The 12,631-nt window shown below is 71.0% G+C and carries 9 protein-coding genes; all 9 read right to left on the bottom strand.

Going from position 1 to position 12,631, the window contains the following annotated elements; all coding sequences use genetic code 11:
* Positions 1–23: 23 nt before the first annotated feature.
* Positions 24–686 carry a hypothetical protein gene (locus ABZ370_RS37870; protein WP_358630975.1) on the bottom strand — a complete coding sequence of 221 codons (663 nt, stop codon included), beginning with the start codon at positions 684–686 and terminating at the stop codon, positions 24–26.
* 73 nt (positions 687–759) lie between these two features.
* Positions 760–1,338, bottom strand: a complete 579-nt coding sequence (locus ABZ370_RS37875) for a TerD family protein (RefSeq protein WP_358630977.1) — start codon at positions 1,336–1,338, stop codon at positions 760–762.
* A 253-nt stretch (positions 1,339–1,591) separates the two neighbouring features.
* Positions 1,592–2,680 carry a glycoside hydrolase family 130 protein gene (locus ABZ370_RS37880; protein WP_358630980.1) on the bottom strand — a complete coding sequence of 363 codons (1,089 nt, stop codon included), beginning with the start codon at positions 2,678–2,680 and terminating at the stop codon, positions 1,592–1,594.
* A gap of 34 nt (positions 2,681–2,714) precedes the next feature.
* Positions 2,715–5,825: a discoidin domain-containing protein gene (locus ABZ370_RS37885; RefSeq protein ID WP_358630983.1), complete on the bottom strand. Its 3,111-nt coding sequence runs from the start codon at positions 5,823–5,825 to the stop codon at positions 2,715–2,717.
* 270 nt (positions 5,826–6,095) lie between these two features.
* The gene (locus ABZ370_RS37890; RefSeq protein WP_358630986.1) at positions 6,096–7,547 is read right to left on the bottom strand and encodes an MBL fold metallo-hydrolase; all 1,452 of its coding nucleotides are present in this window, start codon (positions 7,545–7,547) and stop codon (positions 6,096–6,098) included.
* A gap of 246 nt (positions 7,548–7,793) precedes the next feature.
* Complete coding sequence (locus tag ABZ370_RS37895; RefSeq protein ID WP_358630989.1) at positions 7,794–8,198, bottom strand: nuclear transport factor 2 family protein; 405 nt, start codon at positions 8,196–8,198, stop codon at positions 7,794–7,796.
* Positions 8,199–8,236: 38 nt separating this feature from the next.
* Positions 8,237–9,082 carry a DUF1684 domain-containing protein gene (locus ABZ370_RS37900; RefSeq protein ID WP_358630992.1) on the bottom strand — a complete coding sequence of 282 codons (846 nt, stop codon included), beginning with the start codon at positions 9,080–9,082 and terminating at the stop codon, positions 8,237–8,239.
* Between the two features lie 352 nt (positions 9,083–9,434).
* On the bottom strand, positions 9,435–12,104 hold the full coding sequence (mgtA, locus tag ABZ370_RS37905) for a magnesium-translocating P-type ATPase (RefSeq protein ID WP_358630995.1): 2,670 nt from the start codon (positions 12,102–12,104) through the stop codon (positions 9,435–9,437).
* Entirely contained in the window at positions 12,088–12,447 is a 360-nt protein-coding gene (locus ABZ370_RS37910; RefSeq protein ID WP_358631171.1) for a metalloregulator ArsR/SmtB family transcription factor, read from the bottom strand. Before ABZ370_RS37910 ends, mgtA begins: the two co-directional genes overlap by 17 nt.
* Positions 12,448–12,631: the final 184 nt, after the last annotated feature.

A 12,631-nucleotide genomic window follows, 5' to 3' on the forward strand; every position in this document is an offset into this window, starting at 1 on the left:
CCAGCGCGGATGAAGCGCGGCAATCACCGCCGTAGTTCCGGGGCAGCGTGGCCCGGGCCGTGCGCGGGTTGAGGCTGCCGAAGTCTCGTTTCCAGGAACGGCAACACGCCCCGTTCCAGCAGCGCTCGCTGCCATGCGTCGCGCGCCCGGGCCACCTTCTCGGCGTCCCCGGGTGGGTGGCCGTGCCGTGTCGTGGGGCGGTTGCGTGCCGCGGCGGCCAGCATCCAGCTCAGACCCGCCAGCGTAGACACGGCCGCGACGACTGCGGCGATCCAGCCCGCGACGATCAACTCGTCCGCGAGGCGTGGCAGGGAGTGGATGAACCGCAGGACGTACCCCAGGGCCAGGAAGATGGCCGCCGCCATGGATGCCAGGCCCGGCACCAGGACTCCCAGTGCCGCCAGCACACCCCGACCGCGCCCGGTACCGGCACCCTCGACGGGCTCCCGGACGGCGGGTGAACCGGGCCGGTCGGTCCGCAGGCGGAGGTAGGCGCGGTATTCGGCGGCCGCCGCAGCCGTGATGTCGTCGCTCGCCCGGAGAGCCTGCGCGAGTAGTTGCTCGGTGGTGATGTCTCCGGTGCTCTTCTGTATCGCCCGCGCGGCGTCCGGGGACCGGAGAGCCCTGCGCACCACGCGCTCAAAATCGGGCACATCCTCCGCCCGCAACTGGTCATGCCCGGTCATGTGCGCCCCCCTTCCCGGAGGGAGCGCGGACAGCCGCTGTTCTTTCTCGTATCCCCGTCGCACCACGAACGCATCAACCGATGTTCACGCCGTAATCGGCGGCGATACCGGCCAGGCCGGAGGCGTATCCCTGACCGACGGCACGGAACTTCCACTCCCCACCACGCCGGTACAGGGCACCGAAGACCATCGCGGTCTCCCCCACGGCGTCGTAGGACAGTTCGTAGCGGCACATCTCGCGACCGGTGAGATTGTCCATGACGCGGATATAAGCGTCGTCGACCTGGCCGAAATTCTGACCGCGGCGCTCGGCGTCGTGGATGGAGACCGTGAAGACGACCTGTCCGACCTTGTCGCCCAGGCGGTCGAGGTCGATCAGGAGCTGCTCGTCGTCGCCGTCGCCGTCGCCTGTGAGGTTGTCTCCGGTGTGCCGCACCGCTCCGTCGGGGCTGGTGAGGTTGTTGTAGAAGACGAAGTGCTGGTCGGAGACGACTTTCTGCCCGGGACCACAGATGACCGCGGAGGCGTCGAGGTCGACGTCCGCGCCGGCCGTCGGCAGGGCATCCCAGCCCAGCCCGACGGTGACGTCCGCGAGCGGGGCGCCGTCCTGATTCAAAACGACGTTCTGGCCCTTGCTGAGGCTGACGCCCATGTGCACTGGTTCCCCTCCTTGTGATGCGGCCGGATGCGGGCGCGCCCCGGCCGTCCTGACGTGGTGTCGGCAGGTGTATCCGGCTAAGCCGGTGACCTTGCCTACCGCGACACTTGCCATATTGCGCAACTGTACAACCAGTGGTCGCGCCCGGTCGCCCTCCCCCTGAAAAGCCGCGCGAGCAAGGGACGTCAATGACAGCAAGTCACAGGGCGACAGAGCCCTATACCGGGAGGAGCGGGCGTCGGCAGGATCAGGCCGTGTCGCCGGGGCGCCACACGGCGGCCCCGAGGACCGAGTCCGCCATGCCGTAGTAGAGGAACCAGGCGCCGCGGAAATGCACCAGCCCCTCGCTGAAGACGACGCGGTTGACCTGGCCGCCCTGCTCGTCGTCCGAGGTCGGGACGAGGAACGGCCGCTCCAGCCGGGCGACCGCCTTCGTCGGGTCGGCCGGGTCGATGAGGAGCTGCCCGCCCGAGTACTGGCCCTTGGGGTAGCCGCCCTTGCCATCCGAGCGGCCGTTGTACACCAGCAGGATGAGCCCGTCGTCGGTGAACAGCGGCGGCGGGCCCGGTTCGATCAGGGACCCTTCCCAGGGGAGCAGCGGCTTCGCCACCGGGTCGTCGTTGCCGACGGTCGTCCAGTGGATGAGGTCCTTGGACGTGGCCCAGAAGATATTCGACTCCCCGAAGTACATCCAGTACTTGCCGTCGATGGGCGTGGTGAGGATGGCGCCCGCCTTGTTCCAGGGCTTGTCGCCGTGGATCGGGTCGTGCAGCTCGGGGAAGAGGGGCCCGTGCTTCTTCCAGTGCACCAGATCCGTCGAGGTCGCCAGGCAGAGCAGCGCGCTCGTGCGGTCGTATGCGGTGTAGGTGAGGTAGTAGGTGTCGCCGACCCGCACCACGCGCGGGTCCTCGCAGCCGCCGGGTTTCTCGTAGGGCTCGGTCGGTGTGAGCACCGGCTCGGGCCTGCGCCGGAAGGTGATGCCGTCGTCGCTCCAGGCGAGCCCGATGCTGGAGGTCTTCTTCTCGTCCTGCGCCCGGTAGAGCAGCGCGACCCGGTTGCCCACGACGAGGGCGCACGGGTTGTAGAGGTACGCCGACTCCCACTCGTGCGCGAGGTCGGGGCGCAGGATCGGGTTCGCCTTGCTCTTGGTGAAGGGCCCTATGGGGAAGCGTGCGGCCCTGGGTGGCCGCCAATGCCCTGCCCCGGCGGGGGCGACGGACCCCGGGGCGGCCGCGGCGGCGGCCGGGGCGAGAGAGCCCGCGAGCGCCGTGCCGACCGCCACCGAGGCCTTGAGTATTCCGCGGCGCTTGGGCGCCTGCGGATCGTTGTACCGCATGTCTGGACATCCTTCCGAAGGATCGGGGCGTCTCTCAGCACACGGAGATCCGTACCACCCCGTCGTCCGCGTGCGGTGTGCCGTGCACCGTCACCGCGACATAGCGCGGGGAACCTGTGCGTATGAGCCGGCGTACGCGTTTGTTGCCGTCCAAGGCGCCCGCACGCCGGTAGCGCACGCCGTCCTCGCTGAACTCCACGTGCGCGGCCGGGGCCGCCTCGGTGGTCCACTCGACCTCCACCCACCGCACCGACCGCAGCCCCCCGAGGTCGACTACCATGCGGCCGTCGAGCCCCGGGCGCCACGCGGTGTCCGGGTGGCCATCCACGGCGGCCTCCGGCCGGGACATCCCGGGCGGCAGTGGAGCGGTGGGGAAGGTGTTCCGGCCCAGGGCATGGTCCTGGTGCGGGTAGGGCTGCGCGCCGTGCAGCGTGACACGTGTCCCGCGCCCGTTTCGTACGGTCGTCACGGTGCCGCGGCCCTGGGACTCGATCCGCAGTCGGCAACTGGGACCGGACAGGTGCAGGGTGGCTCCGTCTGTCACCCGCACCCGCAGTCCCGGCGGCAGCGTCCGGCCCGACAGCGAGGTGAGGGTGAACCGGGGAGGGAGCAGCAGCGCGGCAGCGGCGTCGAGGTCCGCCGTGTAGCCGAGGCCGTCCCGGGTCACCGTCTGCTCGCCCTCGTAGACGTGCCGGCGCCTGCCCTGCTGCGGCACCTCGACACGCGTGCCGACCGCCTGTGCGGACAGGTTGAACAGACTCAGGTACCCGTCCGTGAGCGCCGCACGGACCCGGTCGTCCGCGGCGACGGGTACGGGGTGACGTGCCAGTGCGCGCAGCATGGCGGGGGACGCGCCGCAATGGCCCTCGACCACGAGCGGCGCCTGCGCCCCGTCGGCCGGCACGATCATGTCGCCGTACACGGCCAGGGGGCGCCCGCTGTCGCGCACGACCAACCCCGCGCGACCGTCGATGTCGAGCCAGCCGCCGCGGGTGCGCACCGCCGGTGCCGGTCCGGTCACCAGGTCGGTCCACTGCTCGCCGTCGGACGACCCCTGCACACGGTAGACGCGCCCGGCGGCCGCCTCCCAGCGCAGTGTGACCCGGTCGAGCTCGTGCGGGGCACCGAGATCTACCGCCCACCAGCTGTCCGCCCGCTGCCTGTCGGCACGGGAGACGGCCCAGCGGGTCCCGGCGTCGCCGTCCACCGCCCGCCCCGGCGTCATATCCGGTGCGTGGGAGGAAGCGGTCGCGGTACGGCCTTGCGCCAGGTCCGGAGCACCGGTCCCGTCGCGGGCCTCGACGGCGTACAGCGAGTAGCCGTAACTCGGGTCGGGCCGCACGCCCAGCATCCGGATGTGTCGCACCGTCACCCGCGCGAAGGTCAGCTCGTCGACGCGCCCCGCGCTCTGGGAATCGGCGTCCTGCGCGCGGACCGTGGCGGAGCCCTCCGCGAAGCGGTAGGTACGGCTGCCGTCCAAGCCCGCCATACCCGGCATGGTGAGGTTGTGCACCTCGAGCCGCGTGCCGCCCGCCCCCGGCCCGTCGGAGGCGTAGACCACCGCGCCCGAGGGGAGCGTCGTGTAACCGGCGAAGCCGTCCCCCAGACGCAGCAACGTCGCACTGCCGTCGAATCCGTCCCGCACGGCCGTGTGCACGCGCACCGTCCGGCCGGTGATCTTGGCAGCGGTCGAGGGCAGGAACATCGGAGTGCTGCCGCTGACCCGGAACAGCCAGTCGTCGTGCCCGGGCTGCCAGGCGAACTTGACGAAGCCGGGTTTCGTCACCACGCCCGCCCAGGCCGCGGGGGACTGGTGGGAGACCAGACCGGGACCGGTCCCGAAATCGGTGACACCCGCCGCGTACGAGAACAGCTCCGCGCGCGACATCGGCCGCACGCGGCGGCCGGCGGTCGGCCACACGTGCAGCAGATAGCTGATGGCGAGTTCCGCGCGCGCCTCCGGCTCGTACTTGGGCTCGCCCGAGAACTTCGCGAGCCGGTACTCCGGCGGGTACTTCTGGTACGCCTCAAGACGCGCGGCGAGCTCCAGCTCCGCGCGGACCGCGGCCCGGTCCCCGGCCACCCGGGAGAGGAAGGCCAGCGGGATCACGTCCCTGCCGTACAAGTGCTCGCGGTCGTTCACCATGGGCATCAGCGGTTCGCCCGCGTCGGACATGACACCCAACAGCGTGCGCCACAACGGTCCCGCGTTGGGCTGCTCGGACAGGACCTGGGGCAGCGGCTGGCCGGCCGCGAGGAAGTGCGCCGCGTTGCGGCCCGAGGTACGCCATAACTCGGCTTGGTAGTGCGGCCCGAACGAGCCGTGATTCTCGACGATGAAGGTGTCATACGCGTTATGCGCGGTATTGCGCGAGATGGGCACGCCGTCCACCCGCGTGGGGTTGGCCAGGTCGGCGGACGGCAGGCCGGCCTCGTTGCGCGACCACGCCCCGTAGGCGGTGGCCCAGCCGGGGCGGCGCCGGTCGTCCGGTGCCCAGGCCAGCGCGGGGGCGAGGGTCTGCGCGTAAAGGCCCATCTCCTCCAGCTTGGTATCACCGACGTATCCGCCGTTTTGGCCGTTAGGAGTCCAGTCCCCGGAATCCGGATCATCGCCTGTACCCAGGGCGTGGGTGTACGCCGCCTGTTCGCGGGTGATGGTGTCGACCGCGGAGCGCGTACCGGCGTCCAGCTCGTCCCACAGCAGGCGCGCGGCGAGGATGAAGTACGACTGGAACGTGGTGTCGAAGAACAGCTTGCGGCCCCACTGGGTGCCGCCGGTGAGCCGGTTCGAGGAGGCGTAGTGGCGCAAGGTCGCGAGAGTCCGGCTCCTGAGCGTCTCCCGGTCGATGCCGGCCTGGCTCTCGTCGAAGCTCCCGTGCGTCAGCAGCACGGCGTGCCCGAGGACGACGGCGAAGCCGAAGTCCTTGTCTGTGTAAATACCCTTCGCCCTGTCCCACTGCGTCTCGGACCAGCGGGTGTGCCGAAGGAGTACCTGGTAGTACGTCGCGGCGACTTCGTCGGCCCGGTCCCCGGTCCGGCCGGAGGCAGCGGCTGCGGGGAAGCCCAGTGCCGACGGGAGGGCTGCCGCGGCCCCGCTCGCGCCGAGGAGTCGCAGAAGGCGCCGACGGCCGACAAGGAAGGACATAGGCCGCACTTGGTTCCCCTCACCCGAAGACAACGTTGTCACTCGCGGGCTCATTTTTGAACGGCCCTGAGGGTGTGTCAACGACAGTGCGTCTATCAATATGCGCCGAAGCGGCGCACCTCTGCGGACACCGGCCGGAAGCAGTGCGCGGTCCGGTGGGTGCGCGGCGCGGACCGCGAGCCCGTGGTGACGGGACCGCTGCTGCCGCGCAAGAGGGCGGTCGTCCCGCTCCGGTAGTCCGGAGAGCAGCGGAACCGTGTCCGCGCTCCGTCACCTCCGGTCGGTCGACCACGCCCCCCAGCAACGAACCGTGGGACCTGCCGAGAACGGTGTTCGGCGGCCCGCGCAGTCGGTGCCGTCGGGGCGGATGAGGATCAGTCCCGCCTCGGTGGCGGCGTCGAAACCGTCGTCGACGGCGACCACGTCGCGACCGGCGGCGTCCAGCAGGGAGGCGGCGATCGCCGCGCGCATGCCGGCGGCGCAGTGCACCCACACCGTCCCGGGCGGTACCTCGCCGATGCGGCCGTACAGCTCGTGGATCGGGATGTGGACCGAGCCGTCGATGAAGCCGCCCGCGCGCTCGGAGTCCCGGCGCACGTCCAGGACGACCACGTCGTCGCCGCGCTCACGGACGTCGGCGAGGTCGGCAAAGCGGGCGCGGGGGAAGGAAGCGAGCTGTTCGCCGGCGCGGACCCAGGTGGCCGGGTCGCCGGTGGCGGCGGCGGCCGGGCGGTCGATGCCCACCCGGGTCAGCTCTCGCTGTGCGTCGGTGATCTGCTCAGGGGTGTCGGCGAGCAGGGTGACGGGCTTGCCCCACGGGATCAGCCAGGCCACATAGGTGGCGAGCTTGCCCTCGCCCTCGAAGTTGAACGACCCGGTTACGTGCTCCTCGGCGAAGGCCATTCTGCTGCGCAGGTCCACCACCCACTCACCGGCGGCCAGCCGGGAGGCGATCTCCTCGGCGTCCGCACGCCCCGGCGGGGTGAGGTCGACCGGCGAGGGTCCCGCGGCGTTGGTCGGGCCCATGTGCGCGTAGTAGGCGGGCACGTCGTCCAGCCCTGCGATCATCTGTGCGATGAAGGTGTCCACGTCCAGGGTCAGCGCGTCGTTGGTGGCGCGTTCCCGGCCGATCGTGGTCGTGTCCCCTTCGGCTTGCGAGGAGGAGCAGAAGCTGCCGAAGCCGTGGGTGGGCAGCACCGGCACCTCGTCGTCCAGCTCATCGGCGAGGCGGTGGGCGGAGGCGTGCTGGGCACGGGCCAGCTGCTCGGTCAGCCGCGGCTCGACCAGATCGGGGCGGCCCACCGCGCCGATCAGCAGCGATCCGCCGGTGAACGCCGCCACGCCGCGCCCGTCCTCGGCGAGGACGTAGGAGGTGTGGTGCGGGGTGTGCCCGGGGGTGGCAAGCGCGCGCAGCACCAGACCCTCCTCCACCGTCACGGTGTCGCCGTCGGCCACCGGGGTTCGGGCGAAGGACACGTGCGCTGCGGCCGGCACCAGGTAGCGGGCCCCGGTCACCCGAGCCAGCTCCAGGCCGCCGGTGACGTAGTCGTTGTGCACGTGGGTCTCGGCCACGAAAGCAATGCGCACCCCGCGCCGGGCCGCTGCGGCGATGACCTGATCGATGTCACGCGGCGGATCGATGACCACCGCCGAACGGGGTCCTCCGACCAGGTAGCTGCGGTTGCCCAGGCCCTCGAATTCCAGGATGTCGACGAAGAACACGACTATGACTCCTCTTGAACGGTGTGCCCCGGGGGGTATTTCAGGGTCAACGGGCGTGACCGGGCGGCCTGGACGCTTGGTCCCGGAGCGCGTGAGGCGCGTTTGCCAGAAGCGGCGCTGCCGCCTGTCAGCGGGTCGGCACAGACGAGGTTGCGGTCTCCTCGCATATGGCAGGGCCCGGGGCGGTGCTGCTTCCGGGGCCCTGCCTCAGCCCGCCGACCGGCTGCTTGGCGGGAGCGGCCGCGATCAGGGCTGGTCGGGCGATCCGGACGACGGCATGGCTTCGTTGAGCGGTACGACGTTGAAGTATTCCTCGATGCGGTCGATGAGGCCGCCGTCGAACCGGAAGTACATCGCCGCGTGTACGTCACTGCGGGACCCGTCGGTCATGGTCAGGTGGAGTACTTGCTGCTGGAGCACTTCGTCGCCGTTCTGGAACTGGCGCACGATGTCGTACCGAAGTGTGTCGACGTCGGCGGCCAACTGCTTCAGCAGTTCCATGTTCTCGTCGATCGGCTGGTCGCCGCTTCCGTCGTTGTGCCACACGGTGGCGGTGTCGGTGCACAGGGATCGCATCGTGGTGTAGTCCCGCACCTCCCACTGCCGGAGGTAGTGCACCGCTGCCGCGCGAAGGTCCTGGTCGGGTGTCATTGTTTCTTCCTTTCGGGGTGCGCCGGTTGCGGCGGATGTCAGACGGCGGGGCCGGTGGTGGTGCCGACGGCCGCGTTCTCTTCGAAGACGGGGGCGCGCTCCCCCGCTTCGATGCGCAGGGGGAGGTGGTTCTCCCGGGGAGGCAGGGGGCAGGGGAAAGCCGCCGAGAAGATGTGGTGGGGAACAACGGCCTGGTTGAAGTCGATACGGGCCGTACCCGTGGCGTCCTTGGGGCGGGACAGGATCAGCCAACGGCCCATGCCGGGCGTGTCCGTGCCGCTGGTGGCGTCGGTGAATGTGATCAGCAGGGTGTCGCCGCCCACACCGAACGCCCGGAGCGTGTACCGCTCGCCTCGCAGATCGAAGACGAAGTCACCAGGGGCCGGGAGGGTGTCCCGCGTACTCGGGCTGGTCAGCCGGGTCACTTCCAGGAGACGTCCGGCATCCGCCGGACGGTATTCCGCCTCGACGATCCAGGCCGGGTCCCACTGCCACACCTCGATCCCGCGCAGGCCGACAAGAGTGGGCGCGGCCGCATCCCACACGGCCAGGACATGGGCTCCCCGCAGTTCCTCGATGGTGCCGCGCCGCCCGCCGGGGAAGGACAGGCGGCTGGCGCTGGTCAGTTCCACCGCGCCGTCCACGGCCCGGCCATCGACGGACACGCCCTCCCCATGGGTCGCGGTCAGCGTCAGGCTCCCCGAGAAGCCGGTGGACGTCCACCGTCCCGGAACCTCGGGGACTTCCTGACCCGGCTCCGTGATCAGCCGATAGGCGATGCGGCCCGCCTTCCCGTCCGGGCCCGCCATCTCCTCCCATCGGCTCTGGCGCCACTTGTCGTACTCGGTCAACGCGCCGTCGTCACCGAAACAATCGCTGGACACAGTGTTCTCCTCTCCAAGTGGCGGTCACCCGCGACCGCCGTCAGGACTCACCGCCGGCCGGAAACACGCCCGACCGTCACGGACCGACCGGTGGTATCGATGGCTTGGATGATCCACTCGGCCCGAGCAGATGAGCAAGACTGCTTGCCGTTACGGCAAACGCGGGAAGGACGCCGTGCTGGTGATCGCGCTCCGACATCTCCCTGGAGAACACGGCCTCCAGGGGCCGCGCGATGTGCTGAACCGGCCCGGAACCTTGTGGAGGAGGCCGAACACCCTGGCCACGGGGACAAGGACTCAGCAGGGCTCAGGGGAATTCACGGGATGTCGCACACCCCTGCTCCAAGCTCTCCTACGGCTGAGCGAAGTCCGCGTCCCCGCGTCGTTCGCAGGCTGCTCTGGCAGCCATCAGTCCCGCCGCGTACAGCGCGAGGACAGCGGCCAGCAGGAGGTAGTACGGAACCGCGAGGGTGGTCATGCCCAGGGACGGGGCGAGCGGGGAGAACGGCAGAAGAACTCCGGTCACGGCCAGCGCGGCCGCGGCCCAGCGGACCGGGCTCGGCGCACGGCTGCCAGCGGTGCGGCGGCCGGTGCGCAGAAGGAGCATCACCAGGGCCTGGGTGAGCAGGTTCTCGGTGAACCATCCGGAGTGGAACACCGCGGGGTCACCGGGGCCTTCGGAGGTGTGCAGGGCCAGCGCGAGGACGGCGAAGGTGGCCAGGTCGGCGGCGGCGTTGAGCAGGCCGAAGGCGGTGATGAAGCGGAGGAAGTCGCGGGGCCGCAACACGGTCGGCTTGTGCGAAAGGGCCTGTCGGGGCCGGTCATAGGCGAAGGCGAGCTGGGCCGCGTCGAAGCACAGGTTCTGCACCAGCACCTGGGACGGAAGCATGGGGAGGAAGGGCAGCAGGAGACCGGCGGCGAGCATCGCGATGACGTTGCCCAGGTTGGACGAGAGCGTGATGCGCAGATAGGTGGCGATGTTGCCGCTGCTGGCCCGGCCGGCGCTGATCGCGTGGTCGATGGCCGTGAGGTCTTTCTCCGCGAGCACCACGTCGGCACTTTCGCGAGCGACGGCGACGGCGTCCCGGGGGCAGATGCCCACGTCGGCGGCGTGCAGGGCGGGCAGGTCGTTGACTCCGTCGCCCAGGAAGCCCGTGGTGTGTCCGCCCGCGCGCAGCGCGGCGATGATGCGGGCCTTGTGTTCAGGAGTGCAGCGTGCGAAGACGGTGGTGCGACGGGCGGTGTCGGCGAGTTCCGCGTCGGTGAGGCCGTCGACGCGGTCGGCCGTGAGCACCTCGCCGGGGTCGAGGGCGAGGTCGCGGCAGGCGCGGGCCGCGGTGCCCGGGTGGTCGCCGGTGAGGATCTTGACGGTGACGCCGCGGTCGGCGAGGACGCCCAGGGCTTCCCCGGCGGTCGGGGCGAGTGCGTCGCGCAACGCGACGAAGCCGGTGAAGGTCAGGCCGCGTTCGTCGGCCGGGGTGTAGCCACGGTGGCGGGCCGGGCGTTCCACGGTGGCGACCGCGAGCAGCCGCAGTCCACCGGCCGTCTCGCGTTCGGCGAGAGCGAGGAGCCGTGCCGACTCGCCGTCGTCCAGCGCACAGCGCCGGAGTACGTCTTCCACGGCGCCCTTGACCACGAGGGTGTGGGTGCCCAGGCGGCCGGGTCGGCGTACGACGGCGGTGGCGAGGCGGCGTACCGGGTCGAAGGGGATCGCGGCGACACCGTCGTAGTGGAGGAGTTCGTCCTCGTCGACCGCGTTCAGGAGCGCCTCGTCGAGGGCGTCCGGGGCGGGCAGGTCCGCGAGTTGCAGCGTCCACCAGGCGTTGGTGGCGGCCAGGTGCAGTACGTCGGGGGCTTCCCGGCCATGGGCGTCCAGCGCCCGGTCGACCACCGGCCGGTCGAGGGTGAGGGTTCCCGTCTTGTCCAGGCAGAGCACGTCGACCGCGCCGAGATCGTGCAGCGCCGGCAGCCGTTTGACGATCACCCTGTGCTGGCGTGCGAGGAGGGACGCCCCGCGGGCGAGTGCGGTGGTGACGATGACCGGCAGCATCTCCGGGGTGAGCCCGACCGCGACCGCCACGGCGAACGGCAGGGTCTCCAGTCCGCGCCCGCGCAGTGCCGCGTTGGCCATGAGCACCAGGGGCGGGGTCAGCAGCATGAACCGGATGAGGACCCAGGAGATGCCCTGCACCGACCGGTCGAAGGCACTCGCCTCACGCCTGCCCGTGCGGCTGTGGGCCGTGGCGAACCGCGTGTGCGCCCCGGTGGCGACGACCACCGCGGTGCCGCTGCCGGAGGTGACGCTGCTGCCCTGGAAACACAGTTCGGGCTGTTCGAACAGGCCACGCTCGGGCGGGCCCGGCGCGTCGACCGCGTACTTGGCGACCGGCTCCGACTCGCCCGTCAGTGGCGCCTGATGGACGCGCAGACCGCTCGTGCGCAACAGCCGCACGTCGGCGGGGACCAGGTCACCCCGGCCGAGACGGATCACATCACCCGGCACCAACTGGTCGACCGGAATCTCGCGGGCCTGTGGCGGCTCGTCCTCATCGGCGCACCGCAGCACGGTCGCCGTGGTGGTGATCAGCTCTCGCAGCGCGGCCATGGACCGGTCGGCCCGGTGCTCCCCGGACGAGCGCAGCACACAGCTGACCGAGACCAGGAACAGGATCACGCAGGCGGTGCCCCATGCGGCCACGGCGGCCGACACCAGCCCGAGGCACAGCAGCACCGCGGTGAACGGATCGCGCAGACTCCGCACGAACCGGAGCGGCCAGGACGCGGTGCGCCAGGTCGGCACCGTGTTCTCGCCCCACCGGGCCAAGCGCTCGTCAGCCTCTGCTTCCGCGAGGCCACGTGGCCCGCTGTCGAGGTGGCGCAGCACCTGGAGCGAGGTGAAGGCGGTGGTGTTCGGGGATATGTCCCCCGGTGGGGCGTCGCCGCCGCCCGGGCCGGGCCGCTGTTCCCGGGAGGCGGTGGCACCGGCACCGGAAGCAGCGGCGGCTTCAGGCCCCGAGGCCACGGGAGCGTCGTGTCGGAGCATGCTCGGCCCGGTCGGTCAGTTGACCGACCATGAGCCGCATCACGGTCACCATGTCCGGGTCGTCGACGAAGTAGACCTGCCGACGGCCTTCGCGCCGCGCCCGTACCAGACCGGCGAGCTTCAGCTTGGTCAGATGCTGACTCACGGCGGGCAGCGCGCCACCCACCCGTTCCGCGAGGCTCGTCACATCGCACTCGCCCTGCCCCAACGCCCACATGATGTGCAGCCGCGCGGGCGACGCCAACAGCCCGAACGCCGCCGCCGCGTCGGCCAGCACCTGGGCAGGAGGGTCCTCGAAGCCGCCGACACCTGCCGTCACGATCGCTCTCCCGTCCGCCTGGATCACCTCTGCGCACCCGGTGCGCGCTCAGTCTAGGCGGTGCGTACCGCTCCCCCGCGCCCTGCGGTCAGGGTCCTGCCCCGCGGTGCGACCGCCACCGGCCGCGCCGCGTCCCCCATGTCATCTGTACAGTTGCGCAACCAAGCATGTACTACCGCTGGCCGGG

This window comes from Streptomyces sp. NPDC005962, from assembly GCF_040629205.1.
Taxonomy (GTDB): domain Bacteria; phylum Actinomycetota; class Actinomycetes; order Streptomycetales; family Streptomycetaceae; genus Streptomyces.